Source organism: Gluconacetobacter sacchari, assembly GCF_014174255.1.
In the GTDB taxonomy this organism is placed as follows: Bacteria; Pseudomonadota; Alphaproteobacteria; order Acetobacterales; family Acetobacteraceae; genus Gluconacetobacter; species Gluconacetobacter sacchari.
The window spans coordinates 30907-56444 of record NZ_JABEQJ010000018.1 but is presented as its reverse complement, the minus strand read 5'-3'; the positions used below and the strand labels follow the sequence as shown (position 1 = coordinate 56444).

The following is a 25538-nucleotide window of genomic DNA, read 5'->3' as shown; positions in this document are numbered from 1 at the left end:
CAGCGCGGCTGTCAGAGGATCGTCGGCATGGAACGGGAGGCGCGCGGGCATGCGCCGAAGGCTGGACGAAACAGGACATGCAGGCAGGTCACGGCCCTCTGATCCGGGGACTGGCAGGCCTCGCCGTTAGCGCGCATGATGCATGTGTCCGATTCCGCGAATGTGGCACCATATAGACAGTCGTAGTGAAGCGCGGCGGGGCCCGCCAGCCGGATCGCGACCCCCCGCAAGGCCCGGTGATCTGAATGGTACCCGGCAAAGGCACCGTTCGCGACCCAGTCGCTCCACTGTCCGGTATCGTCCAGAACGCGATATTCGATTGCGATGCCGGCGATTTCCTCGATGGCAATTGCGATGCCGCAGATCCACCGCCCGTCGTCGCGCGGACTGCCGACGACGAGGTCACCGCCCGCCAGACCGGGTACCGGTGCTGTCGTGCTTTCCATGTCGCCGAATCCGGCGACATGGGCGTGGATCGCTGCGGGCCAGCGACAATCGTGCGTGCCGAGCGGGACCAGGGGCAGGCGTTGCAGCAGGGAGGTGGCGACGAGGATCGGATCGCATTCCACGCCGTTGTCACGGCGCTGCGTCAAGGTCGCCTCCTGGCCGTTATGGATGGCATGGTTTTGGATATTTGTTCGATCGCGACAGAATTTCTCGAACGAGACCAGATTGGAGAAGGTCGAGTGGCTGTTGCCGATGAACAGGCTGGCAGCCAGCGCGGTCTCGAAATCAAGCAGGGAAAGGTCGAGACTGTTCCACGCGGCCAGTGCCTGCCCGGTCAGGAGGTCGCTCTTCCAGACCAGATCCAGGCCATATCCGTTTCTGGCCATCTGGCGGATCTTCTCCTTGCTGACCGGCAGGGTCTGCTCCTCACAGGCGACGTAGATCGGTGTTTCGGCCAGGGTGGGCCAGGACTGGACCTTGCGCAGGATTGTCTCGCACGCCACGATGCCGGCTTCCTCCGACAGGTCCGTGTCGATGCACAGATGCAGGGCAGTCTTGATGGCGAGAGAATCGTACACCTCCTTCCGGAAAGTGGCGAGGGTCTCTGCGACGCGGATCGACGGGATCAGGTGGGAGAAGAACTGGCAGACATGTCCATAGAGCGCGCCAAGTCCGCGTGCGCCGGACAGGCCGACGGCGCTGGCGCCCGTCATGAAGCTGCCATATGGTTCCTCGGTATTCGTTTCCGGGTCTTCGATCAGCTCGAGACCGAATATGCGCATGAAGCGTTTCAGGGCATCAAGGTCGTAATAATCGGCAAAGGGGCATGTCTCGGCCAGCGGCGAGCCGGCGTTGCCGGGCGCGCCAGAGACAAAGGGAGCCAGGGCGGGCAGCCGGATCGCGTGGACGCCTCGGTCGAGGGCCGTTTGCACAAGCCCGAGAAGGGCGAGTTTCTGGTTGCTCAGATCAAGATTGCAATGACTGTAGCCGATCGGCGTGCTCATGATGGCGCTCATGCCCGCGTCGGCAGCGGGAGCGGGGCCTTGGGGTGGCGGTAGCGCATGATGATCTCGAGGTCGTAGTGGGATTTGAATGCCTCGGTGGCGGTTCGCGAGACCTCGTGGACCCGATATTGGCAAAGGATTTCCGGCAGGAAGACGACGTCGATGCCGTGGTCGATGAATTTGAGCCAGAAATCATAATCTTCCCAGCCTTCTTCGATATGCGAGAAGCCGCCGACCCGGGACCAGGCGGATTTGTCGACCATGGCCATGATGTCGACATAGTTGTTCTTGTACATCCGTTCGACATCCCAGAGGTCGGCCATGCCGATCTGGTTGCGGGTGCCGAATTCGAGAAGCTGGGAATAGACGACCTGGGCGCCGGAACGGGTCATGCAGGCATGAAGCTTGGCGATGGCCGACGGCATGATCATGTTGTCGGCGTCCATGATGAAGACCGTGTCGGACGGGCTGAATTCGATCGCGGTGTTCCGCGATGCCGAGGGGCCCTGGTTGATGACGTTGCGCAGCAATCGCGCCGACACGAAGCGCTGCTTGTGGGCGGCCATCCAGTCCATGATGGTCGTCACGGACGCGTCGCGGCTCGAATTGTCGTCGATCACCACCAGGCTGAGCGGGCCATGGGTCTGCGCGGCGATCGAATCCAGGCAGGCCACCACATACTGTTCGTAATGATAGTTGGTGACGATGACCGAGACATGGTGACGGTTGGTGCCCCGGCGGCGCGCGACGTGCTCGAACAGGATCTCGGGCCGCGGTTTCCAGGGCTTGTCATGCATCGACGGCGGTCCTTTGCCACAAGGTGCCGATAAACCCGGCAATATCGTTGATCTTGGATTTCTGGAGCTTCCTGTCGCGGAAGAGGCCAAGGCAGGCGTCCTGGATCTGCTGCGCGCGCGCGCGTCCGTCGGGCGTGTCGAGCAGCCAGTTGATCAGATGCGGCATATGACGGGGGGTCTCGGTCAGGAAATGGACGCCGTTGCGATAAAGCGGCGTCGGCAGGCAGTCTTCCGTGACCACCACCGCGCCTCGGGCGGCGCCCTGCTTGATGATGCGGTGCCATTCGAAATACGGATCGTCATTGCGGTGGATGTTGAGGCAGATCTTGCTGTTCTCGGCCACATAGAACGGCATGCGCGCCAGGATCTCGCTGGCGCCTTCCATCCGGATCGGGTCGTGCTGCTTGCGGTAGTAGAGAAAGCAGGTCCGCTCCGCGAGGATGGCGGCGTTGCGGGTGAAGAATTTCTCGCGGCGGGCGGAGGCATTGCCGAAAAAGCTGACATCGATGCCGCGCGCGGCGACAGGCCGCTGTTCCCCGTTCGGCGGATCGTGCTTCGCATCGTCGGGAAGGACGCGAAACAACGGATCGACGCGGTCCTTTTCCAGAATGCTCGTCGGCGCGCTGTCCGGGATCGGGTCGAAATGGAAGCTGGGAATGCCGACGGACTCGAAAAATTCGACGTTCTGGTAGAGGAAGTCGATCACGCCCGCGGACATCAGGAGATAGATCAGGCCCCGGCTGAACCATGGCGTTTGCGGCTGCTCGGTATTGAGCATCAGCGACGAGCCGAGAATATCGTCCCGTTCCCATTGCTTCGCCCCGTCGAGGAAGAAAAACTCGTGCGGCGCGCAGAACAGGCAGAGTTCGGGCTTTGCGTGCAGGGGGGTCTTCTCGGTTTCCAGCGTGGCGTTGAGGCCGGCGGATCGCAGATAGGAGACGAGATCCTCGGCGATGTCCCTGATGAAGCAATTGCCGCCGGTATGGTAGAAAACGCCCAGGCTGCCCGGGGTGGGCAGGTTCCTGGCCGGGCGGCCCGCGGGCTGGTAGGTCGGGGTGGCGTCCATCTTCGCGCCCAGAATCTCGGCGATTCGCATCTTCGAAAAGATCGTGCGGCCCTCGGGCAGGCCGTAGAGCAGCGCGTGCTGGTGGGGCAGAAGGGTTGAATTCTCGATGTCGCGATTGAGGAATTCATAATCCTTGTCGGAATAGAAAGGAAATTGTTCCAGGCGCCGCGTCGCGAGGGCAAGCGCCGCGCGATCGAATTTCTCAAGCAGGCCCCGATCGGAGTAGTCGCGGCCGAGATTGTTGCGGATATAATGGAGGATGGACGGTTCCGTGGGCCGGATCTCGTGACCGAACTGGCGGAGATAGATCTGGTTGTTATATGTCCGGTTGGGGTTTCGCGTCAGCTCGTGGATGCCGTACTTGACGTAATGGACCAGGGGGGGAAGGTCGGAATTCCTGAGATCCTGGTTGGTCCGGATATAAAATTTCTCGTCAAACAGATCGAGATGCAGAAGCAGATTGTAGAGATAGATCTCGAACGGCGAGAGGGTGGCGGTCGGGTGGTCGGGCCGGTACCTGTTGCGACCGACCAGGTCGAAAAACGGGTTGCCCTCCACGGTTTCCAGACGGAAATCGGCGATATATCGATCGGCGTCGAATTGCGGAAAGGGCAGGCGGCGGGTCTCGTGCTGGCCGTGCCGGATGTAGTGCAGCAGCGGATCGATCCCGCTCCTGGCGACGTCTGGATTGGCGGCGATATAGGCGGCGTCGTCGAAGAGCCCTGACTCCCTGATCGAGTCATACAGCGTGCTGTCGTCTGTCATCTGGTCCGTCCAAAGAAGGCTCGCAGCGGAAAATTTCGACTGGACTGTCGCTTTTCTTCGTCTTGTCCTGAAATTCTTTTTTTCCGAAATACCATTCGACGGAATTTTATACGGCGATCGTAAATAAATTTATAATGCGCGCGACGGGCGACGAATGATCGCCGGCCGGCGCGCGGCATCGCGCCGGCGCGGTTGCGGGTGCCCTGGAGGGTCGTGTCGCGAAGGGGATCGATCGGCCGGGGGCGCGTGCCGCCGCGCCGGCGCCTATTCCTTGAAGGCGCGCGCCAGGAGGTTCTGTTTTTCCAGCGAGACGGGCAGGCTGGTGGCGGTGACGGCCACGCCCTGCCAGCCCGCGCCCATGGCGGTGTAGAGATTGACCGCGTCCTGCAACCGTTCCAGCCGGGCCTCGGCCTCGGCGTTTTCGGCGGCCAGGGCGGTGCGCTCGGTTGTCAGCACATCCAGGAAGCCCACCAGGCCGGCGCTGTAGAGCTTGCGGGCGCGGTCGCTGGCCAGCCGGCTGTCGGTCGCGGCCTGGTGCAGCAATTCGGTATGTTCCACGTCGTCATGCCAGGCCGCCATCGCGTCCTCGACCTCGCGGAAGGCCGTCAGCACCGTCTGGCGGTAGCCCAGCCGGCTGGCTTCCGCCGCCGCCTGCATGCCGCGCACCTGCGCCGTCAGCTTGCCGCCATGCGCCAGCGGGAGCGAGGCCAGCATGAAGAACTGCCAGCTCAGCGCTCCGGCCTGGAAAAGCTGGTACATCGCCGAGGCGTTGGGGTTGAAGCTCAGCGGGATGCTGAAATTCGGATACATCTGCGCCACCGCGACCCCGATCCGGGCCGTGGCCTCGGCATAGGCGCGTTCCGCCCGGCGGATATCCGGACGGTTGGCCAGCACGATCGAGGGGAGCGTCGCCGGGAAGTCCGGCACCTTCGGCAGCGGGCGGGCGATCTTCAGCTCGGCTTCCGTCGTGCCGGGCATCTGGCCCATCAGCACGTCGATGGCATGCGTGATCTGCGCGATGTGGGTGCGCAGCGGCTCGCGCGCCGCAAGCTGGCTGTCCAGCTCCGCCTTCGCCTGCGCGATCTGCAACGTGTTGCCCACGCCTTCCAGATACAGGCGCTGAGTCAGGTCGTAGGCTTCCTGCGCCACGCGGATGTTGCGGTTCGAGATCTCCAGCCGCAACTGCGTGTCGCGCAGCACCATATAGTCGCTGACCAGGGCCGAGAGCATGGTCATCAGCACCGCGCGCCGATCCTCGATCGTCTCTTCCACCGCGCGTTCCTGCGCTTCGACGCTGCGGCGGATGCGGCCGAACACGTCTATCTGCCAGCTCGCGCTGACGCCATAGGAAAGATAGGACGCGCCGGGGCGGTTGGCCGGATTGCCGGGGCGCAGCGGCCAGTTGTCGATGTTGATGGAAAAGCGCGAATCGCCGTCGGTGGTGTGGGCGTCGATCTGCGGATACCAGGCCGATGCCTGGCTGTCGCGCAGCGCGCGCTCCGCCAGGATGCGCTGGCCGGCGATTTGCAGGTCGTAATTGCCGCTGATCGCGCGGTCGACCAGCCGGTCCAGTTCGGCATCGCCGAACCGGTGCCACCAATCCTTCAGTTCGACCGTGGTGCGCGCGATCTCGGCATCGGTGGCGGGGTGTTCGTCCTCGGTGAAGTGCGCGGGCAGCTTCATCCGGTCGGGCTGGTAGCGCGGGCCCACCGTGCAGCCCGCCATGAGCAGCGCCGAGGTCAGGACCAGGCCGGTCCGTCGGGTTTTCGTCGTCATGCTGGTCATGCTCGCGCCGGGGGCCTTACAGATGATCTTGCAGCCAGGTGGTCAGATGCCCCTTCTGGCTGCGCGATTGCGGGCCGACGCTGACCGTGCAGGTCATGCCGGCCGCCAGCGTCACGCTCTCGGGCACACGGTCCAGATGGATGCGCACCGGAATGCGCTGCGCCAGGCGGACCCAGGTGAAGATCGGGTTGACGTCCTGCAAGCCCAGCCGGTCCGGATTGCCGTTCTGGTCGTTGATGCCGCGCGCGATCGACACGACATGGCCGGGGATGATCTGCTTGTAGCCCATCAGCTTCACCCGGGCCACGTCGCCGACATGCACGCCCCACATCTTGGTTTCTTCGAAATACCCGTTGACCCAGTAGGAATCCGCGTCGATCACCGCCAGGCGGGGCTGGCCCGCCGTCAGATAATCGCCCACCCGCAGGTTCAGGTTGGTCACGTAGCCGTTGACCGGCGAGTACAGCACCGAGCGTTGCAGGTTCAGCTTCGCCAGGTCCAGCGCCGCGCGGGCCGCGTCGACCGTCGCCACCTGCGTCGCCACGTTGGAGTTGAAGACTTCCTGTTCCTCGGCCGACACGATGCCGCCCAGGCCCATGCGGCGCTTGGCGTCGTTGCGCTTCAGCTTCAGCTCTTCCTCCGCGCCGTCCAGGCGGGCCTGGGCCTCGCGGATCGCCAGGCGGAAGCGCACCGGGTCCAGCACGAACAGCGGGTCGCCCTTGTGGACGAACTGGTTGTCGACCACCGGGACCTGCACCACCGTGCCGGGAATTTCGGGCGCCACGTCCACCACGTAGACGCGCACGCGCCCGTCGCGCGTCCAGGGGGCGATCATGTACGTGTCCCACAGGGTCACCCCCAGGACGATCGCCAGCGCGACGACGCTCAGGGTCAGGACCACGCGGATCAGGGTGCGTAGAAGGGGCATGTCTCTCTCGGACCTAGCAAGGGGGCAGTTGTTCGGTCGTTTCTCAGACGAACAGGATCATCAGGCATAGAACGGACGTGTACAAGGCGACCTCGAACAGCGCGAGATGCCAGAACCATTTCATGATCCCGCTCCACCACAGCAGGAAGCGGATCAGCATCGTCACCGGCAGGGCGGCGACCGCGTAGACGACGATCGGCGCCATGAAGACGCCGAAGAAATTGAACTCGGTCAGCATCACGCGACTCTCATTCCGAACGAACGCGCCTGGGGCGGGATGGCCATATTCAGTCTGCCGTTGGCGCCGGGCATGTCGCCCGGCAATTGCAAGGGGCCTTGTTTGTGAAAGAATCCGGGGGCCGAGTCTACCAGGAGCGATGCCTGTTCCAGGCAGGCAGCAATGCGCCGGGTGGGAACGTGGGACAGGGCGGGGCGGTCCTCGACATCGCGCATCACCTCCTGCGCCGCGGTACGGAGCATCTGCGCGGTGCGGGCCGGCTGGCGGCATAGATGCCGGAAGGAGGCCAGGGCCAGGAGCGTGCGTACGCGGTCGTGCTCGTGGACCGCCGGATTCCGTGCCAGGTGCCGCAACCGGGCGATCAGGCGCCCCACCGAGACGCAGATGAACGCCGCGTCGGTGGTTTCGTAGACGCGCCTGGGAGGGGCGACCAGCGAGAAACGCTGGATCATGCGCAGGATCTTCTGCATTTGCAGGTTCTCCCACACCGGCCAGTCGACCTGACGGTGCAACGGCAGGCGCGCCAGCCGCTGGGTCGCGCGGTTGATCGACATCACCAGCCGGCCGGTATCCAGCCGGTGGTCGGAGGGCAGGATGACCCGGAAGACCAGCGCCAGGCCGATCACCGCGATCAGGTAGGCCAGCCAGACATTCATCAGCGACAGGTCGTCATAGGAAATCGGGTTGCGGATCTGCACCATGGCGTTGAAGAATACCGCATAGCCGAAGCCCCGCATGGCGTGGCGGGGATGGAATTGCAGCCAGATGCCCGGCAGCAGGCAGATCGACAGCGACAGCCACAGCAGCGGGTAGCCGTCGATCCGGGGCAGCAGGAAGGTCTGGCAGATGAAGGCGGCGGGGATCGCGGCAAAGGTGCCGCTGGCGAACAGGGCGCTGGCGCGCGATGCCACCGGGCTGGTGGCCAGCAGGCACGAGGCCGGGATCAGGTAGGTGAGCATGTTGGCGCCGTTCGTCCAGCGGAAGACATACCAGATCAGGCAGCCCAGCAAGGTCACGAACGCGCCGCGCGTGCCGTTGCGCAGCGCCGAGGGCCAGTCGAAATAGAGCCGCAGGCTGATGGGCCGCACATCGGCCTGCCGCCCCACGAAATCGTCCAGCGCCTCGTGCAGTTGGGCCAGAATGTCGCGTTCGTTGTCGATGAAGGCGATCGTGGGCAGGTCTTTCGTCTGCTCCGACAGGGCGTCCAGGGTGGTGATGGCGGCGGCGAGGCGGGCGCGCATCTGGCCCGGGTCTTCCAGGTGCAGGTTTTCCGGCGGCGCGACGGCGAAGCCGGCCATGACCTCATGCACCAGGTCGCGGGCGGCGGTCGTCTGCGGATTTTCCGGAGGCTCGTTCCGCCAGATCGGATGATGGGTGCTGAGCAGCCCCAGCAGCCTGGCCACGCCCGCGCGCAGGCCGTCCGCCCGGCGGCCGATCGCGAAATTGTCGGCGGCGGCATATTCGATCGATTCGACCAGCGCGTTGGCCTGCGACAGCAGGCGGGCCCGCGCGTCGTAGCTGGTCAGCGTCATGGCGCGGAACGACAGCGGCTGGCCGCGATCGTCGGGCATCGGCGTGCGGGCGGCGGGCGCGTCTTCCAGGTCCGCGGGGCGCGAGAACAGGCTGGTGATGGTGCGCAATGTCTGGTCGACCTGGCGCAGGACCTTCTCCGGCCGGCTGACCGAGGTGACCAGGAACACCACCGCCGTGCTGACGATGCCGACCGTGACCGCCGACAGGCGCGACATGGCCGCCATGAAGATGCCGTCGGGGTCGGCGAAGGTGGACACCGAGACCAGGACGATGGTGTAGCCCGCCAGCACCGCGGCATAGGCCTTGAAGAACCGCAGCAGCGTCGACACGCAGCAGGCGAGGCCGATGATGAGCGACAGGCCCATGAAATACAGCATCGGCGACTGGGGAAAGGCTGCCATCAGCAGCACGGCCGCCGCGGCCCCGATCACCGTGCCGAAGATGCGCCAGAAGCTCTTGGAGACCATCGCGCCGACGACCGGGTTGGCCACGATCAGGACCGTCGTGACCGACGACATCGGCGTCTGGAGCTGGAAGAAGAACGACAGGAACAGGGCCAGCCCGACCGACAGCAGCGCGCGGGCGGTATAGCCGATGGTGGGCAGGAGCGCTTTCCACTCGGGAAAGGTGAACCCGCCGAGCCGGGCCAGCGAACGCGGGACATGCAGCGCCGCGTGCGGCGGGACCAGCCGGATGCTCATGTCCGGTCGGCCGGGTCGATCGCCCGGGCCCGCGCGGGCGCAATGCCTGGCCGGCCCTGCCGGGCCGCATGTTCATGGGTCAGACGACGTCCAAAGGATCGTGCCCGCGCACTACGCTCGGAGTCCGCCATCCTTGTCGCTACCCGGCTTTCCTGCTGTCATGCGCACGCATATGGTCCCGCATGCTCATGAAATTGTGACTGCCGGGCACGTTTCCAGAAATGATCGGCGGGGGCCAATGCAATTTCAGCATGGTCCCCAACCGACTTTGGCGTCTCTCCCGCGATGCGGGAGAGATCGAGGGGTCAGAGGCCGGCCTTGCGGCCGAAGAGCGAGCGGATGGCGTGCAGGATCGCGCGCAGGGCCTGACGGCCGACCGGCCCGGCGATGGCGGAGGTGATGGCGGTCAGGGCCAGGGCCTGCCGCAGTTCGTTCATTGCGTGTTCGCGGGCGAAGCGGGAACGGATTTCGGTCGCCGTCATGATCGAGCGGCGGCCCAGCAGCAGGAACACCAGCGCCATCGCGGCATCGACCAGGAAGACCAGGATGGCGGCGCCGAGCACGCTGAACCCCAGGGTCTGGTACGCGAAGGCCCAGAGCAGCGCATGTCCCGACAGGATGGCCAGCAGGCCGAACACGGCGGCGACGACCAGGAACGCCACTTGCCTGCCTATGCGGATGGCCATCTCGCGGCGGACGGTCAGTTCCGCCTGGAGGGTGGCTTTGCCAAGTTCGGCTATCTTCATGGTCCTTGCTTCGTCCCTCTGCTGCGTTGGCGGGCGTGCCGCCGGAATGTCCGCCTGGCCAGATAGCTGATCGCGGCGCGGCTGGCGATGGCCGCCTTGGGCGTACGGTGGGCGGCGGCGCGGGTCTCGCGCCCGATGATCGGCCAGTTCGCGCGCCTTGGCAACGACCCGTCAGCCGGCGCCGGCCGGCCGTCCGCCCTGTCTTCGGGCCGATTTTACGGGCCGGCGCCGCAAGATCGGTCGTATCTTTCATGCGGCTTGTCTACACTCGGGGGCGTTCGCTCCGTCCAGGCAGGTTTCGCTTCGCGCATGGCTCCCCTCCTTCCACGTCTTGACGTTCGCGGATTTGTGTGCGCGCCGGTGGAGCCCGCCGCTCCCGCGCTGTCCTTTTCCATCGCGCCTGGCGGCTGCCTGGCATTGCTGGGCGATCGGGCGGCCGATCTGTCGCGCCTGCTCGATACGCTGGCCGGCCATCTGCCGCGCGTGGCCGGGCGGATCCTGCTCGACGGGCGGGACGTGACGGCGCGGCCGGCGGGGCATCGGGGGCTGGGGCTGTTCAGCGCGCGCGATCCGCTGTTCGCGCATCTGACCGTGCGGCGCAACCTGGCCTTTCCGCTGGAGGCGCGCCGCATGGCGCGTCCGGCGGTGGCGGCGCGGGTGGACGCGGTGCTGGCCCTGCTGGGGCTGGACGGCCGTGCGTCCAGCCGGCCGCGCGTTCTTACCCCGCAGGATGAATGGCGCGCGCGGCTGGGCCGGTTGCTGGTGTTCGCGCCCTCCGTCCTGCTGCTGGATGATCCGTTCGCCGGGCTGGAGCGTGTGGACCGGGTGGCGATGCGCCGCCTGCTGGCCCGCGTGGCGCGGGCGCAGGGCCTGACGCTGCTCCTGACGACCGGAGACCGCGAGGATGCGTTGCTGCTGGGCGACGCGATCGGCGTGCTGTCCGGCCGCGCGCTGTTGCAGATCGGCGGCGCGGCCGAATTGTTCGACCGGCCGGCCTGCGACCGGGTTGCCACCGGCTTCGGCGATGCCAACGCGCTGACCGGTCGTGTCGCGTGGGTCGAGGACGATCTGGCTTCGGTGCGTCTGGCCAGCGGAGCGCGGGTCGAGGCCATGGCCGGCCAGGGTTTGGCGGGCGACATGTTGTGTACGCTGTGTGTCCGCCCCGACCGGATCGCCACCCTGTTTCCGGCCGGCCGGCCGGGCGCCGATGACGATGGCGAGGACACGCTGCCGGCGGTGCTGGCGGGACTGCATCACATGGGCGACCATATCCGGCTGCGCTTTCGCCTGGAGGATGGGCAGGAAGTCCTGGTCCGGCGCCCTCCGGCGCAGAACCTGACGGGGCTGGTGGCCGGACGGGCCGCGCGCCTGGCCTGGCAGCCGGCCCATGCGGTGGCCTTTCCGTTTCGGGGTGAAATGCGTTAGCGTGGTCGGCTCCGCCTGTTCTGTCCTGTTTCCCGTTATCCAGCCTCTTGCGAAAGTTCATCCCCCTGTCCGGCCCGCTCCGTATTCTCCGATCGTTTCGTCATCTTCTGATCGGGCTGCTGCTGGCGATCATGGCGACCGGCGGGACCGCGTGGGCGGGGTGGCGGACGCATGCCCTGGTGGTGAATGGACTGGGGGGCGCCTTGGGCGCGGCGCAGGACAAGGCGTTCTTCCGCCCCTTCGCCGCGCAGATGAGGGTCGGCATTCTGCGCTATGTCTGGAACGGCGATCCGCGCCCTTCGGGCGGACGCAAGGCCGGCGGCCGTGCCTGGGCCGTGGCGCTGATGGAAGACAGTACCGCCCGCGCCGCCTGCATGCAGGGGCTGCTGCTGCGCCTGGGCGGCGCCCCCGGCAGCGCGGATGCCTGCGGCGTGCCGGCCCTGCGCGAGGGGATCGCCCTGGCGTGGGATCGCGGCCGCGTTCCGGCGGCGCCGCACTGGAGTGATTTCTGGAACGTCGTGCGCTATCCGGGCAAGCGGGGACTGCGCAAGGACCCGCGCTCGACGCTGGAGATCGCGCTGATGGCCGATGGCGTGGCGCCGGCCGACATCTATGCCGTGCTGGCGACGCCGGAAGGCGTGGCGCGCGCGTTCCGCAAGCTCAGCCAGTTGCGTCCCTATATCGTGTGGTGGACCAGCCCGGCGGAATCCGCGCGGATCATCGGCAATGGCAGCGTGCTGATGACCAGCGCGGCAGGTGGCGAGGTCACGGCGGCGGTGGCCGGGCAGCGCGATGTCGGGCTGCAATGGGAGCAGAGCCTGGATGACGGCCTGTCGTGGGGCGTCGCGCCGGACCTGGACCATGCGACGCGCGATCGGGCACGCAGCCTGCTGCATTTCATGGCCCAGCCGGAGCAGACGGCGCGGTTTGCTGCGCTGTATCACGCGGGCCCCGATGATGTGGCGGTGCAGCCGCTGCCGATGAACGCCGTTTTCTGGCAGGAGCATCTGCCCGACCTGTCCAGGCGTTTCGCGGACTGGCTGGCTGCGCCATGAATGGCCCGCCGGCCGGCTGTGCGCCGGTACTGGCCGTTACTCTGCTGGTGCAAGGGGTGGCGGCGGCGATGGCATGCGGGTTCGGCCTGCTGATGCGGACGCGCCCCATGGGGCGGCGCGTCCTGTCGGGGGCCACGGTCTGTGCCCTGGCGCTGGCGATCCCCGGCTGGATGGGGGCGGTTGCCCTGGCCGGCCCCTGGCGCGGCGGGGGGATGGCATCGGTTGTGATTCAGGCTGTCTGCGTGGTTCCTCTGGTCCTGTTGCCACTGCTGCGTGGGCTCGACCGGCTGCCGCCCGGATTGGCGCGTACGGCGCGGGGGCTGGGGGCCGGGCGGGGGGCGCGCCTGCGCGGCCTGTGGCTGCCGTTGCTGGGGCCGGCGGTGCTGGCGGCGGCGGCGCTGGCGGTGGCGGGGGCAGTGATGGTGGGCGTGCTGGACGGATAGGCGGCGTTTTTCTTCTCTCCGCCGGCGGGATTCGGTAAGACGGTCGCCATGACCGAGACAAAGCCGTTCTGGCAGGCCCGCCGTCTGGACGAAATGACGACCGAGGAATGGGAGTCGCTTTGCGACGGGTGTGGGCGCTGCTGCCTGCACAAGCTGCGCGAGGACGTGACCGAGCAGATCCTGTTTACCGACGTTGCCTGCCGGCTGCTGGACCTGGAAAGCTGCCTCTGTTCGGATTATGCCTGCCGGCGGCGCAAGGTGCCCGACTGCGTGCAACTGACGCCGGAGGCCCTGGGGGAGATCGACTGGCTGCCGCCATCCTGTGCCTATCGGCTGCTGGCCGAGGGACGGACATTGGCATGGTGGCATCCGCTGGTGTCGGGCTCGCCCGACACCGTGCATGAGGCCGGGATTTCGGTGCGGGGGCGGGCGATCAGCGAGCGGCGCGCCGGCCCGCTGGAACATCATATCGTCGACTGGCCCGGCGTGATGCCTCGCCCGCGCCGGCCCCGGGCGCGCGCGCCGGAATGACGGCCGGCCTCTCCGGTCCGATGCCGGCGGAGGCGGAGATCGTCCGGCTGGCGGGGCGTGATGTCCGGGTGCGCTGGCGCCGTTCGGCGCGGGCCCGGCGGCTGTCGCTGCGGGTCGACGCGCGTGAGGCCGAGATCGTCATGACCCTGCCGCCCAGGGTGGAGCGCGCGGCCGGTCTGACGCTGCTGCGAAGCCATGCCGTCTGGGTGCTGTCCCGGCTGGATCATCTGCCGGCGGCGGTACCATGGCATGATGGCGGCGAGGTGCTGCTGGACGGACGCCCGCATGCGATCGCCCATTGCCCGGACGGGCGGCGGGGGGTGTGGATCGAGGACGACGTGGTGAAGGTCAGCGGCGAGGCGCCGTTCCTGCGCCGGCGCCTGACGGCTTTTCTGCGGGAGGAAGCCGGGCGGCGGCTGGGGGCGCGGCTGGCGCAGATCGGCGGGCCGGCCGGGTTACGGCCGCGGCGGATCGTGATCAAGGATACCAGCAGCCGGTGGGGCAGTTGCAGCGCCGATGGCACGGTCATGCTGAACTGGCGGCTGGTGATGGCCCCGGCGGATGTGCAGCATTACGTGGTCGCCCACGAGTTGGCGCATCTGCGCCACATGAATCACGGCCCGGATTTCTGGGTGCTGGTGGCCGGGCTGACGCCGCACCGCCACAGGGCGGAGACCTGGCTGCGTCGGCATGGGCCGGGCCTGCTGCGCGCCGCGTGATCTGACGAAAGGCGCCGCCGACGCATTTCGTCCGCCGCGTGGGTATGCTAGACGGCAGGCCGGGCGAACTTGGCGGAATGGTAGACGCACGAGACTTAAAATCTTGCGCCCGCAAGGGCGTGCGGGTTCGAGTCCCGCAGTTCGCACCACAGAGACCTGAAATAGCACGATTTTTCGGCTGATAGAGGGGCAAAGGCTGTCTTTGCTCCATCGTCCTTCCCCACTGAGGGAAGATTCTATGCTCCGTGTCCGAGGCACCACTTACCACTTCCGCCGTATCGTTCCCCCTGCCCTGCGAGCAGCCCTAAACCGGCGGGAAATCTGGGTTTCACTGAAACCGGCTACCAGAATGAGGCCCGCAAACGCGCTTCTCTGCTTCACGCCAGAACCACTGAGTTATTCTCTCAGGCCCATCTAGCCCTCTCTGAACCAGACGCTTTAAGCAGGCTTGAGGGACTGTGGGTTTCACTGCGGGATTTGCAGAGCGTGAACCTGCCTTCATCCGCTCAGGAAACGAGGTCCATGCCAGTTTCAGCACCGATGCCCAAACCCCGGACAGTAAAGAAAACGGACAAAGCAGCCACCTTGATGCTCTCCGATGCCCTGATACGCTTCGTGTTGGATAGTCCTCATGCCAGCGCTGACACCAAGAAAGCGACCCGGCGGGCAGTACATCTATTCCTTCAAGCTTTCGGAGATGCTCCTGTGTCCATTATTGGTGGCGAGAAAGCTGGGGCATTCCGTGACCTGCTGTTTTCTCTGCCAGCATCACTGGGCAAACGCAAAAGCAGTCTTACCCTTGAAGAAGAAGCACAACGGGCCAGAGAAGAAGGTTTACCAACCTTGAGTGGTAAGAGTGTCAAAAACCATATGATGCGCCTCTCTGCCCTCTGGAACCAGTTACACCAGCGGGAACTGGTCACGCGCAATCCGTGGACAGGCTGGAATTTTGAGAATGGGCAAAAGACCATACGCAGAAGCTGGACGGCCAGAGAACTGACTTTGCTGACCTCTGCCTCATGGCACAGCACGTCCGTACCAGAACAGACCTTCAAGCTTGTCACCCTGATTGCAGCCTACTCAGGTATGAGGCTGGGTGAAATCTGCACCCTACGCAAGGAAGACCTCCAAACCGCTGACGGTATCCCTTGCTTCCTTATCCGACCTCACACCGAAACCGGCGGGCACCCAAGACGGAAGCAGGCACTCGTGTAGTGCCAGTCCACTCAAAGCTGATTAAAGCAGGAGTTCTGGCCCTTAAGGATACCACTGACGGCCCTTATCTAATTCCGGGTCTGGAAACCTCGAAACAGGGTGTCAGGGGCGCAGCCCTTGGCAGGGCCTTTTCATTGCTTAAGACCCGCATTGGCCTGCCAGCAGAAATCACCTTTCACTCGTTCCGGCACACCGTATCGACCCAACTTCGAAACGCGGATGCCAATATCAGGGAAGTCTGGATTGACCGCCTGCTGGGACATGAAGCAACTCACAAAAGCCAAGGGACAACCACCTATCTGACTGGCATAACCACCGCCAACCTCAGCCAGACAGTAGAGACAATCAGCTACCCAGAAACAGCCTTTGCAAACGTGACTCTTTAAAAGGGAGCCAGCAGTGTCGAATGGCTACCCATTCGACATCTGGCAAGGGGGAGTGACCTCCCCCGTTGACCCCCTAAAGCACAGAAACCTCCCTTTTTAGCCTGCACCTTGCAGGGCAGTATAAGTATGGAAAAGAGGGGGTTCACGGGGGAGAGCATTGCTCTCCCCCTGACCAGTTTGCAAACCATCGGAACACAACGTGTCCGCTGGTTTGCACGGCTGGCTTCGCTTCGTCGCTCACTTTCAATATAAAAATTCTTATTGATCAATTCCGTAATGCAATTTGCGATGACAGTTAGGACAAATCGCTTTCACATTATCTATTTTATCTACTCCGCCTTGAGATAGCGGGTGAATATGATGAACCTCTAGAAAAGGCTTGCCATCAGACTGTCGTTTAAATGGTGCCGGTTTTTTACACTCTTCACAATGACCATCAGCACGCCACCTAGCTGCAACGACTACAGCAGGGTTCCTTTTATACCGAATAATCTGAACCGTTTCTTGTTCTGGAAGCTCATGACCTATATTTTTTTGTAAAAATTCAATCTGCTTCTCATTTGTCCACTCCTCATTTAATTGCTCAACACCTCTCTCAGTTTCTTCTTCAAGTTCCTGCTGTGATCTGTAAACACCTAGCATTGAAACTAAATCATCACATACTTCCATCATATCAATAAATTGCTCACCTAAAGAATGAATATTTTTTATGTTTTCACAATCATTTATAAATAATTCTTTATTATTTAATTTGTCAAATTTTACAATCACAGCATACCCACACCGCTTACGAATAAAAACCCTATCTTTTCCAAATTTTTTCGATAAAGCATGCGAAAATAAATTTTTATTATTGTGGAATATAGAAACTGCCTCCGGACTAAACCAAAATGAAGTATCCACTCCAGAAGACCTTATATCTATACTCGGATATAAAAACCACTTTCCTTTGTATTGTGGTATATTGGCGTATTCCTTCGCTCTTGGTTTGATATAGAGGTTTTTATATATACTATTTTCCGTTACGTAATTAACAGTTTCTTCGATTATGGTTCTTACAGTAATCATGACATTCCCTTAAAAAATAATGGTTTAATCTAAATACTTTTCGTTTGAAAGTGAGCAATACTATCATTACTGCGTGCGATATCTAAAAGTCGACGTTGCATCTTGACTGCCCCACGGGTTTGCCCGCACAGTGAACCCGCGGTCACCATGCGAAGGATGATTTCGTCTGAAATTATCGGTCTGTTTCAATGGGTTGTCTGACTGGTTGCAACCAAAGAGAGCGGGTTCGAGTCCCGCAGTTCGCACCACTTTCATGGTATCGAAAGAGGGATTCCTGTCCGGACCCGAACCGCCCCGCCTGTGCCGGACGGGGCTGGCCCGGGGGCGGTCAGTGCTTCTTGATGCGGTCGATCACGTCGAGCCAGAAACCCTGGTCCTTCAGGTCCAGCATCTCCAGCGCCACGCCGTAGCGCTTCTCGGCCTCGGCCAGGGCCTGTGCGCCGAGTTCCTTGATCATTTGCTCGGCTTTTTCCTTCGGATGCGATGTCATCGGCTGGATCCCCCAGATTCGTGCAATTGCCCATGGCCGACGTCCCGGCCTTGGACATCGGGTGGCCAGCATGCATAGCTATGCGACGGTACCGCAATCCCCATTTTCGGAGTGCCGAATGAGTGACAGACGCTTCCTGAGCATCCTGACCGGATCGTTCTCCACGCCGTGCGCCGACAATCCGACGGTCGCCATGATCGAGGCGGCCTATCGTCATCACGATATCGACGCGCGCTATATCAATTGCGACGTGAAGCCCGGGAACCTGGCCGATGCCGTGCGAGGCGCGAAGGCCATGGAATGGGTGGGGTTCAACTGCTCGCTGCCGCATAAGGTCGCGGTGATCCCGTATCTGGATGCCCTGTCCGAGTCCGCGCGGATCATCGGCGCGGTGAACTGCGTGACGATCCGCGACGGCCGGTTGACCGGCGACAATACGGACGGCAAGGGCTTCCTGGCCTCGTTGCGGGAGGTGGCCGATCCGCGCGGCGCGAAGGTCATGCTGCTGGGCGCGGGGGGAGCCGCCCGGGCGATCGCGGTGGAACTGGGGCTTGCCGGCACCGGCCATGTCACGATCGTCAATCGCGATCCCGCCAAGGCGGAAACCATCGCGGCGCTGGTGCGGGACCATACGCGCGGCGACGCGCGCGCCATGCCGTGGGAGGGCGAGGCGCGGGTGCCGGAGGATGTCGACATCCTGATCAACGCCACCTCCATCGGGCTGGGCGACAGGGACGCGATCCCGCCGGTCGCGCTCGACAGCCTGAGAAAGGGGCTCATCGTGGCCGATGTGATCCCGAACCCGCCGAAGACGCGTCTTCTGCGCGAAGCGAAGGCGCGTGGCTGCACGCCGCTCGACGGGCTGGGCATGCTGGTCAACCAGGGGGTGATCGGCGTCGAGCTGTGGCTGGAAAAAACGCTCGATGCCGGTGTGATGAAACGCGCGCTCCAGGATATTTTCGGCGCCGGGGACTGATCCGCGCGGTGTGGGGCGGGCGGCCGGGCCGGCGCCGCCTGCCGGGGCAGGGCTGTCATGCGCTCGCGCCTCTTTTCCCGGCGGGCCGTTTGCCTCCATCACTCCATGCCTGTCGGTCAGCGCAAGGATAGCGTCGCTGCTTCAGCATCTGGACAGTCTGCTGCATCATTATGGCTATGGCATCGTGACCCTGGCCGTCTTGCTGGAGAGCATGGGCGTTCCCGTCCCCGCTGAAACCTGCATCATCACGGCGTCGCTCTATTGTCTCAAGACGCATCACCTGGCGATTCAGGGGGTGGCGCTGGCCGCCATCGCCGGGGCCATCATCGGCGACAATTGCGGCTACATGATCGGGCGGCATTTCGGCATGAAGCTGCTTGAAGAGCATGGCGCCCGCATCGGCCTGACGCATGAGCGGTTGATCCTCGGGCGCTATCTGTTCAGCCGCCAGGGGAGCACCATCGTTTTTCTGGGGCGCTTCGTTTCGCTGCTGCGGGTGTTCGTGGCGCTGCTGGCCGGGGCGTGCAACATGCGCTGGCGCCGCTTCATGCTCTTCAATACGCTGGGCGGGACATGCTGGGCGGGTGGCTATGCGCTGGGCACCTATGCTCTCGGGCGCAGGATTTCGCAGGTTTCGGGGCCGGTGGGGGTTGGCATCGGCATCGTGGCGTTCGCCGGTCTGGTCGGTGCGGGCCTTTTCCTGCGCAAGAACGAAAAGCGGTTGACGCGGCAGGCGATGCGGGAAGCGACGGCGCTGGCCGCCTATCCGGGGACGTGATCGGCCCCGGCTGGCTTCCTGCGGCGGCGACGAGCCGAGACGATACATTCCAGCAGGAAGATGCCGCCGATCGCGATGCTGCCGAGGGCCAGTTCGTGGCGCGCATGGGGATCGACGGCCATCGCGACGAGGACGGCGGCCAGGCCCGCGAGCGTGAAGCGCGCGGAACGGCGGCCGTCGGGCACAAGGCAGAGCCGGGCCACGACGACCATCATGTTGCCCGCGATGATGAAGACACCGACGACGCTGATCAGGAAGGAGAAGACAAGCGTCGGTGACAGGATGGCCGAGGCCGCGACGGCGGCGCTGGAGGCGGCCACCCACAGCACGGCCCGATGCGGAATGCCGCTGGCCGCGCCCGTGGCCCGCAGGCTGGCGGGCGCGTTGCCGGCCAGCGCGACATCGCGCAGGATCCGGGACGACGCATAGAGGCCGGAATTCAGCGTGGAGAGAACGGCGGCGAGGATAACGATCGTCATCATCCCGTCCGCGAAGGGAATGTGCAGGGCGCCCAGGACCTGGAGAAAGGGCGAATGGCCGGGGACGACCGTCCGCCAGGGCAGGATGCACAGGATGACGGCGACCGAGGACAGGTAGAAGCCCAGCAGGCGGATGGCGATGGTGCGGGCGATACGGGCGATGTTCTGCTGCGGCCGGTCGGAATCCAGCGCGGCGATGGTGCCGATTTCGGTCCCGGCCATGGAGAACACGACGACGGGCACGGCGCTGAGCATGGCCACGGCGCCGTGCGGGAACAGGCCGCCATCGAGGAACGCGGCGTGGGCGACATGGTGACCCCTGGCCAGGGCGGTGGCGCCGATGCCCAGGAAGACCAGCACGGCGGCGACCTTGGTGAAGGACAGGCCATATTCGATTTCGCCATATCCGCGCACCGAGGCGAGATTGAGAACGGTCATGCTGCCCAGCACCAGCAATTCCAGCAGCCAGTAGGGAAGCGGCACCAGCGGGGCGAGCAGCGAGGCGGCCGCCATGATTTCCGCCGCCAGGGTGGTGACCCAGACCAGCAGGTAGGTCCAGCCCATGACGAAGCCGCAGCGCGGGCCGAGAATGTGGCCGACCTGGCTGACGAACGATCCGCGATGGGGCGTGCGCCCGAGCAGGTCGCACAGGATCAGGTTGACGAAATAGATCAGGATGCCGGCGAAGGCGTAGGATAGCAGCACCGCCGGGCCGGCCATGGCGATGGCGCCCGACGCGCCGATGAAGAAGCCGGCCCCCATGACGCCGCCGAGCGAGATCATGGTGATATGGCGGATGCGCAGCGATGCTGCCGGAGCGGAGTCGAGGCGGCCTGATGCCAATTGATGTCCTTTCCGTTGTCCGGTCGCTGTCCGGTGTGGTGACGGGGGAGCGGTTCAGACGCCGGCTGGCGGTCAGGGTAGGGAGCGTGGCTGCATGGTCGGTATCATTGTAAAATCGATATGACGGGCGGGCAAGCGGATTCTCGTGATCGCGCGTGTGTTTCCAAACAGGCTATCAGAAGTCGAGCGACGTGCGCGCGTAATACATGCCGCCGCTGAATCCATAGGGTCCGAAATAGGAATAGAGCGATTGGTTCTGCAATTTTCCACGGATGCCATAGGGCACGCGCGTCGGATACTTGTTGCCGACATTCCGGCCGCCGAGGGCGATGGTCCAGCGCGGGAGGATGCGGTAGGACACTTCCAGATTTGTCAGCATCGCCGGATTTTCGGATACGCCCGGCAGGGCGGGTGACGGCAGGAACAGGGTCGAGCCGTAGCGCAGTTCCTGCGCGAAGATCGACCACTTTCCGTATTTCCAGGTGATGTCGAGATTTTCCCTGTTCTTGGGGCTGGTATGGAGCAGGATTTCCTCGGCATAGGTATTGAAGCTTTGCAGGCCGAGGTTATGCAGGACCGCCGGCGTCTGGTTGTAGCTGCGGATTTCATTGTCGGAGAAATTGACGCCGACCCGGAAATCGAACGATCCGTAGCGCCCTGTGTTCCACAGGTAATCGAGGCTGAAATCGCCGCCTTAGGTCTGGGTGTTGACCGGATTGGTGCAGTAGGACGCATATGTCACACCGCCCAGTGCGCGCGCGGCCTGGCTGTTGCTGGGAAGCTGGTCCTGCGAATAACCGGCGAAGGGCGCGTTGTAATAGAAATATTGCTGTCCGAGCAGCATCATGTTCCGGTATTCGCGGTTTACCGCCTCATGGCTGACGATGGTCGCGAGTTCGTCGACGGGCCGCGGATGACGGTCGGAACAGGCTGTCATGATGCCGGCATCTCCCGCCGGTCGCTGATCAGGGCGAGCGCGGCGATATCGACCAGATACAGGACCGAGAGGATGGCGATCGTCCTGCCGATTCCCCACGAGGCGGATAGCGAGCCGATCGCGACCGGACCGAACCCGCCGACCAGCCGGCCGGCGTTGAACAGCAGATTCTGGGCGGTCGCGCGTATGCTCGCGGGGTAGGAATCGCTGATCAGGGCGCCGTAGCCGCCGATCATGCCGTTGACGAAAAAGCCCATGATGGCACCCGCGACCAGCAGGCCCGGCGGCGAGGTCATCAGGGAATAGACGACGACCATGATCGCGGCGCCGCCCATCCAGGTCCGGAAGGCGATCTTGCGCCCCACCCTGTCGGCCATATGACCGAAGGCGGCGATGCCCGCCGCCATGCCCAGGACCGTCGCGGCGGTCCAGAGCCCCGTGCGGGTCAGGCTGTAGCCGAAATGGCCCGCCAGATAGTTCGGCAGCCAGATCATGACGCCATAATAACAGAAATTCTGGACGGAACAGAGAATCAGGATGCCCAGCGCGGTTCGGCGCGCGGCGGCGCTGCCCAGCAAGAGGTGGAATGACGGCTTTGGCCGGGCGGGCGCCGGGCGTGGGCCGGGCGCCGGTTCGGCCAGTCCGCGCCGGATGAAAACCGCGACCAGCGCCGGAACCGCGCCGAGCAGGAACATGCCGCGCCAGCCGATCAGCGGCAGCAGCGGCGGGGTGGCGAGCGCCGCGAGAAAGACCCCGGCCTGCCAGCCGATGCCGACATAGGACGAGGCCCGGGCGCGATAGGCCGGCGGCCAGGATTCGGCCACCAGGGCCATGCCGATTCCGAATTCTCCGCCCAGTCCGACCCCGGCGATCACGCGGCAGACCAGCAGTTGGGCATAGGACTGCGCGAAAGCGCACAGGCCCGTAAAGAGGGCGAAGACGAAGATGCTGACGGCGAGGATACGAATGCGCCCCAGCATATCCGACAGCAGGCCGAAACCCAGGCCGCCGGCGACGGTGCCGAGCAGCGTGGCGGTGACCAGCCACGAGCCCTGAACCAGGTTGAGATGCAGGTCCCCGACCAGGGCCGGCATGATGAAGCCGAGCAGCAGGAAATCGAACCCGTCCATCGCATATCCGATGGCCGACCCCGCGACGCTGGCCCAGGGCAGCCGGGGGCGGGCGGGTCGCGATTGCGCAGGCAACGGGGAGAGTATTCCGGAAGTCATGCGAAACGGTCCTGTTCCCTCTCTGCTCCGGGACGCGCCGGCGTGGCGGCGCTTCCCGGACGGGCGGTGATCGATGATGGATGCTGCCTGCAAACGAGGAGGAGTTTCCAGTCCGAAGTCGTAACGTAGTGACGGCTCCGTTGTACTGGAAAGCATAGATTTTAGGGCAATCCGATGCCGAAACGGTATCGGATGCGTCATATCCAGCCGGGAAATCGCTCGCTATCGTGCGTATGCGCGACAGGGAGGCTGTTCGCCGATCAGCGGGACATTCCTGGCGCGATCGCGCGTGGCGACGGGCATCCGTCCTGTTGGACTATGTCGACATGCCCATCATCCTGTCCAAATCGAATTTTGCCAACCGCGCACAGCTCGATGCGTTGCTGCCGCCTGCCGTCCGCCAGGAATGTTGCCGGTACGACGTGGGATCGATCGAACTGATGAAGCAGCTCGTGCTGCGCAACGCCGGCGTCGCGTTCATGACCCAGGTCGGAATCGAGCCGGAATTGCGGGGGGGACGCTGCGTCATATCCCGATCGACCATCACAGGAAGCGGGTCGTCAGCAATCTGGGCCTGTATGCCCATGCCATGGCGCCGCTGGCGGTCGCCGCCGACGCCCTGGCGCGCCACCTGATCGGCGTGATGGGGGCCGGGGGCGAACGCCCGCAGGGCTTCCAAACCGTGAACTGTGCCGCCAATGCGCCTTGATTCGACCTGGCGCGACGCCTTGGCATCCGCGACGAAACAGGGTGCTGTGGGTCAAATGCGCCGCGCCGGTTGGCGGGGCGGCCTGAAGGGGGAGCGCGGCATGTATGGTCGTCTGGCACGACTGCGTCTGCACTGGTACGGCCGGGAGGGGATCGGCCTGCTGGAGCGGCATTGGCAGTGGGCGCTGCTGGCCAGCCTGCTGGTGCCGGGGGCGCCGATCGTCGGGCCGTTTCTTGCCTTTGCCGCGCTGCTGGGGGCGGTGGTCGCGCCGGGTATCGGCGTGCCGGGGCATGTCGGACTGGCGGCCGTGATCGACCTGGCGGCCATGCTGTGGGTGCTGCCGCAGCGGCGGGCGCTGCGGGGCGGCGCGTTCATGGCGTATGTGGGCACGCTGCCGGTGCCGCGCCCGGCGCGCCTGGCGGTCGAGGCCACCATGCTGGCGGTTGCGAACGGTCCGTTGCTTCCGGCGGCCGGGCTGGCCGCCATGCGTGTCGCGCACGCGCAGGGGGCGTATCCGGCGTGCTGCTTTCCGGTGGTGCTGGGGCTGGCGGTGGTGGCCCAGCATGCCGCTATCGGCCGGCGGTGGGCGCTGCTGGGCGGGGTTGGGGTTGGGGACATGCTGCTGGCGGTCGGGCTGGATGCGCCGGCGGGCGGGGCACGCTGGGGGGTGCTGGGAGTGGTGCTCGCCGGTGCCGTGGCCGTGCCGGCCGTCATGGCGCGTCTGGCCGTGGCGGGTGGACGCTGGCGGCCCCGCCGGGAGGGGCGGGTGGTGCCGGCGTTCGACCGTGCCGGGAGCATGGCACCGGCCTTGCGCGTTCAGTGCGGGGTTCTGGCGGCGCGTCCGGTCGTGTCCGCCCTGCGGGTCGGGGCGGCGGTGGCGCTGGCCCTGGGGGTGGCGCGGCTGGTGGTGCTGTTCGATTTCGACAGCCGCGCCGTGCCGGCCATGATCGTGGCCGTGGCGGCGATCGGGCTGCTGCTGGCGGGCCTGTACCGTATCCTGGCCGACGCGCATCGCGCGGCCGCCGGGTATCTGGCCGCGCTGCCGCTGCCGCCGCGCTACTGGCCGCTGCGCGATACCGGCCTGCTGATGCTGGTCAATCTGGTGCCGCTGGCGATCCTGTTTCGGCCGCAGGCGCGGCTGGGGGGCGTGTCGCCGGCGATCGCTGCCGGGCTGGCGGTGGCGGGGCAGGCGTTGCTGGTGCTGCTGCGCTGGCCGGTCCTGCATGGCGGGCGGCATCGGCTGGTCCTCAGCCTGCTGCTGGCCGTGGGGTGGTCGGGTGCCGCCATGGCGGCGGTGTCACGATGACCGGCGGGGGGCGTCTGGCCTGCGCGGGGCTTCGGGCATCCATGCATGGGCGGACGATCTTCGACGGGATCGCGCTGGATCTCGGGACGGGGGTGCATGCCCTGCGGGGCGAGAACGGCATCGGCAAGTCCACGCTGCTGCGCCTGCTGGCCGGCGCGCGGCCGCTGGAGGCCGGGCGGGTCGTGATCGACGGCCGCGACCTGGCGCGATCGCCCGAGGCGGCGCGGCGGCGGCTGGGCTATGTGCCCGATGAAAGCCCCGTCTATCCGTTCATGACCGGGGAGGATCTTCTGCGGTTCGTTGCCGCCGCCAAGCGGGTGGGGATCGGTGCCGGCATTCGCGCCATGCTCGGCGGGTTCGGTCTGGACCGGCATCTGCGTACGCGTTTCGATGCCATGTCGCTGGGCACGCGCAGGAAGATGCTGCTGTGCGCGGCCTGGATCGGCGACCCGCCCGTGCTGGTGCTGGACGAGCCGTCGAACGGGCTGGACCCGGAGGCCCGCGATCGTCTGGCGCATCTGCTGTGCTGCGCCGGAGAGGAGAAAACGATCCTGTTCTCGTCGCATGACGCGGCGTTCGTCGCCGCCTGCGGCGCGGCGGCCATCGAGATGCAGGACCTTCTACGATAAGGGGCCGGTGACGGTCTGGCGAGGTGTCGGCCGGACGGGTGCGCGGTCGCGCATCGTGCAGGCCAGTGCGGCGAGGATGCAGGCCGACCCGCTGGACAGGGCCCAGGCGGTCAGGGCGAACAGCAGGTCGCCCTCGGCACGGATCAGTCCCCACAACGCGGCGCCCAGCAGGCAGAAGCCGGCATTGCGTGCCAGGCGGCGGCGGGCGGGTGGGACGGGGCGCCGCAGAAGCGCGTGGCCGCCCCGCGCGTTGCCAAGGGCCAGCAGCAGGGCCCCCGCCAGTTCGCCCAGGATCGCGACGGCGGCCATG

The 25538-nt window shown here is 65.0% G+C and carries 25 protein-coding genes, 1 tRNA gene and 1 pseudogene; 12 read left to right on the top strand and 15 right to left on the bottom strand.

Translation table 11 applies throughout. The annotated features are described in order from the left end of the window. Nucleotides 1-11: 11 nt before the first annotated feature. From HLH48_RS14015 to HLH48_RS13980, 8 genes are all read right to left on the bottom strand, one after another. Nucleotides 12-1451: an O-fucosyltransferase family protein gene (locus tag HLH48_RS14015; RefSeq protein ID WP_182998103.1), complete on the bottom strand. Its 1440-nt coding sequence runs from the start codon at nt 1449-1451 to the stop codon at nt 12-14. An 8-nt stretch (nt 1452-1459) separates the two neighbouring features. Next, nucleotides 1460-2248 (bottom strand): glycosyltransferase family 2 protein, encoded by a 789-nt coding sequence (locus HLH48_RS14010; RefSeq protein WP_182998102.1) that lies wholly within the window; start codon nt 2246-2248, stop codon nt 1460-1462. Next, entirely contained in the window at nt 2241-4079 is a 1839-nt protein-coding gene (locus HLH48_RS14005) for a glycosyltransferase family 1 protein (protein WP_182998101.1), read from the bottom strand. The genes HLH48_RS14010 and HLH48_RS14005 overlap by 8 nt, the downstream gene beginning before the upstream one ends. 264 nt (nt 4080-4343) lie before the next feature. Continuing rightward, the gene (locus HLH48_RS14000; RefSeq protein WP_182998100.1) at nt 4344-5855 is read right to left on the bottom strand and encodes an efflux transporter outer membrane subunit; all 1512 of its coding nucleotides are present in this window, start codon (nt 5853-5855) and stop codon (nt 4344-4346) included. A 25-nt stretch (nt 5856-5880) separates the two neighbouring features. Beyond that, a complete protein-coding gene (locus HLH48_RS13995; protein ID WP_182998099.1) occupies nt 5881-6792 on the bottom strand; it encodes an HlyD family efflux transporter periplasmic adaptor subunit in 912 nt (303 codons plus the stop codon). 43 nt (nt 6793-6835) lie between these two features. After that, a complete protein-coding gene (locus HLH48_RS13990; protein WP_182998140.1) occupies nt 6836-7030 on the bottom strand; it encodes a DUF1656 domain-containing protein in 195 nt (64 codons plus the stop codon). Continuing rightward, nucleotides 7030-9264: an FUSC family protein gene (locus tag HLH48_RS13985; RefSeq protein ID WP_220795128.1), complete on the bottom strand. Its 2235-nt coding sequence runs from the start codon at nt 9262-9264 to the stop codon at nt 7030-7032. Before HLH48_RS13985 ends, HLH48_RS13990 begins: the two co-directional genes overlap by 1 nt. 305 nt (nt 9265-9569) lie before the next feature. Beyond that, complete coding sequence (locus HLH48_RS13980; RefSeq protein WP_182998098.1) at nt 9570-10010, bottom strand: hypothetical protein; 441 nt, start codon at nt 10008-10010, stop codon at nt 9570-9572. A gap of 309 nt (nt 10011-10319) precedes the next feature. Here HLH48_RS13980 and HLH48_RS13975 point away from each other — a divergent pair, with 309 nt between their 5' ends. The 7 genes and pseudogenes from HLH48_RS13975 (at nt 10320) to HLH48_RS23790 (ending at nt 15784) form a co-directional block, all read left to right on the top strand. After that, nucleotides 10320-11435, top strand: a complete 1116-nt coding sequence (locus HLH48_RS13975; RefSeq protein ID WP_182998097.1) for an ABC transporter ATP-binding protein — start codon at nt 10320-10322, stop codon at nt 11433-11435. 47 nt (nt 11436-11482) lie between these two features. After that, nucleotides 11483-12490 (top strand): extracellular solute-binding protein, encoded by a 1008-nt coding sequence (locus tag HLH48_RS13970; protein ID WP_246387337.1) that lies wholly within the window; start codon nt 11483-11485, stop codon nt 12488-12490. Further along, nucleotides 12487-12933 (top strand): hypothetical protein, encoded by a 447-nt coding sequence (locus HLH48_RS13965; protein WP_182998096.1) that lies wholly within the window; start codon nt 12487-12489, stop codon nt 12931-12933. The genes HLH48_RS13970 and HLH48_RS13965 overlap by 4 nt, the downstream gene beginning before the upstream one ends. Nucleotides 12934-12981: 48 nt before the next feature. Further along, nucleotides 12982-13464, top strand: a complete 483-nt coding sequence (locus HLH48_RS13960) for a YcgN family cysteine cluster protein (RefSeq protein WP_182998095.1) — start codon at nt 12982-12984, stop codon at nt 13462-13464. After that, the gene (locus tag HLH48_RS13955; RefSeq protein WP_182998094.1) at nt 13461-14183 is read left to right on the top strand and encodes a M48 family metallopeptidase; all 723 of its coding nucleotides are present in this window, start codon (nt 13461-13463) and stop codon (nt 14181-14183) included. The genes HLH48_RS13960 and HLH48_RS13955 overlap by 4 nt, the downstream gene beginning before the upstream one ends. A gap of 63 nt (nt 14184-14246) precedes the next feature. Beyond that, a tRNA-Leu gene (locus tag HLH48_RS13950) sits at nt 14247-14332 on the top strand. A gap of 89 nt (nt 14333-14421) precedes the next feature. Further along, nucleotides 14422-15784 (top strand): annotated as a pseudogene (locus HLH48_RS23790) (DUF6538 domain-containing protein). A 258-nt stretch (nt 15785-16042) separates the two neighbouring features. Here HLH48_RS23790 and HLH48_RS23570 read toward each other — a convergent pair. Continuing rightward, nucleotides 16043-16852, bottom strand: a complete 810-nt coding sequence (locus tag HLH48_RS23570; protein ID WP_272502290.1) for an HNH endonuclease — start codon at nt 16850-16852, stop codon at nt 16043-16045. Between the two features lie 328 nt (nt 16853-17180). Beyond that, on the bottom strand, nt 17181-17342 hold the full coding sequence (locus HLH48_RS13935) for a hypothetical protein (protein ID WP_182998093.1): 162 nt from the start codon (nt 17340-17342) through the stop codon (nt 17181-17183). Between the two features lie 118 nt (nt 17343-17460). Here HLH48_RS13935 and aroE point away from each other — a divergent pair, with 118 nt between their 5' ends. Then, complete coding sequence (aroE, locus tag HLH48_RS13930; protein WP_182998092.1) at nt 17461-18318, top strand: shikimate dehydrogenase; 858 nt, start codon at nt 17461-17463, stop codon at nt 18316-18318. A gap of 184 nt (nt 18319-18502) precedes the next feature. Further along, nucleotides 18503-19096, top strand: a complete 594-nt coding sequence (locus HLH48_RS13925) for a DedA family protein (protein ID WP_306309939.1) — start codon at nt 18503-18505, stop codon at nt 19094-19096. On the opposite strand, the gene HLH48_RS13920 is transcribed toward HLH48_RS13925, so the two are convergent. From HLH48_RS13920 to HLH48_RS13905, 4 genes are all read right to left on the bottom strand, one after another. Further along, nucleotides 19081-20418 (bottom strand): amino acid permease, encoded by a 1338-nt coding sequence (locus tag HLH48_RS13920; protein ID WP_246387335.1) that lies wholly within the window; start codon nt 20416-20418, stop codon nt 19081-19083. The genes HLH48_RS13925 and HLH48_RS13920 overlap by 16 nt on opposite strands. Nucleotides 20419-20593: 175 nt before the next feature. After that, nucleotides 20594-20797 carry a hypothetical protein gene (locus HLH48_RS23670; protein ID WP_308446613.1) on the bottom strand — a complete coding sequence of 68 codons (204 nt, stop codon included), beginning with the start codon at nt 20795-20797 and terminating at the stop codon, nt 20594-20596. A gap of 315 nt (nt 20798-21112) precedes the next feature. Continuing rightward, nucleotides 21113-21355 carry a hypothetical protein gene (locus HLH48_RS13910; RefSeq protein WP_182998091.1) on the bottom strand — a complete coding sequence of 81 codons (243 nt, stop codon included), beginning with the start codon at nt 21353-21355 and terminating at the stop codon, nt 21113-21115. Beyond that, nucleotides 21352-22584, bottom strand: coding sequence for an MFS transporter (locus HLH48_RS13905; RefSeq protein ID WP_246387334.1), 1233 nt, complete (start codon nt 22582-22584; stop codon nt 21352-21354). Before HLH48_RS13905 ends, HLH48_RS13910 begins: the two co-directional genes overlap by 4 nt. 326 nt (nt 22585-22910) lie before the next feature. On the opposite strand from HLH48_RS13905, the gene HLH48_RS13900 reads away from it, so the two are divergent. The 3 genes from HLH48_RS13900 to HLH48_RS13890 all read left to right on the top strand — a co-directional run bounded on the left by HLH48_RS13900 (nt 22911) and on the right by HLH48_RS13890 (nt 25228). Further along, entirely contained in the window at nt 22911-23219 is a 309-nt protein-coding gene (locus tag HLH48_RS13900) for a type 2 periplasmic-binding domain-containing protein (protein WP_182998090.1), read from the top strand. Between the two features lie 174 nt (nt 23220-23393). Next, nucleotides 23394-24599 carry a hypothetical protein gene (locus HLH48_RS13895; protein ID WP_182998089.1) on the top strand — a complete coding sequence of 402 codons (1206 nt, stop codon included), beginning with the start codon at nt 23394-23396 and terminating at the stop codon, nt 24597-24599. Next, nucleotides 24596-25228 carry an ATP-binding cassette domain-containing protein gene (locus HLH48_RS13890; protein ID WP_182998088.1) on the top strand — a complete coding sequence of 211 codons (633 nt, stop codon included), beginning with the start codon at nt 24596-24598 and terminating at the stop codon, nt 25226-25228. The genes HLH48_RS13895 and HLH48_RS13890 overlap by 4 nt, the downstream gene beginning before the upstream one ends. On the opposite strand, the gene HLH48_RS13885 is transcribed toward HLH48_RS13890, so the two are convergent. Then, nucleotides 25220-25537 (bottom strand): DUF3325 family protein, encoded by a 318-nt coding sequence (locus tag HLH48_RS13885; protein WP_182998087.1) that lies wholly within the window; start codon nt 25535-25537, stop codon nt 25220-25222. The genes HLH48_RS13890 and HLH48_RS13885 overlap by 9 nt on opposite strands. Between the last annotated feature and the right edge of the window lies 1 nt (nt 25538).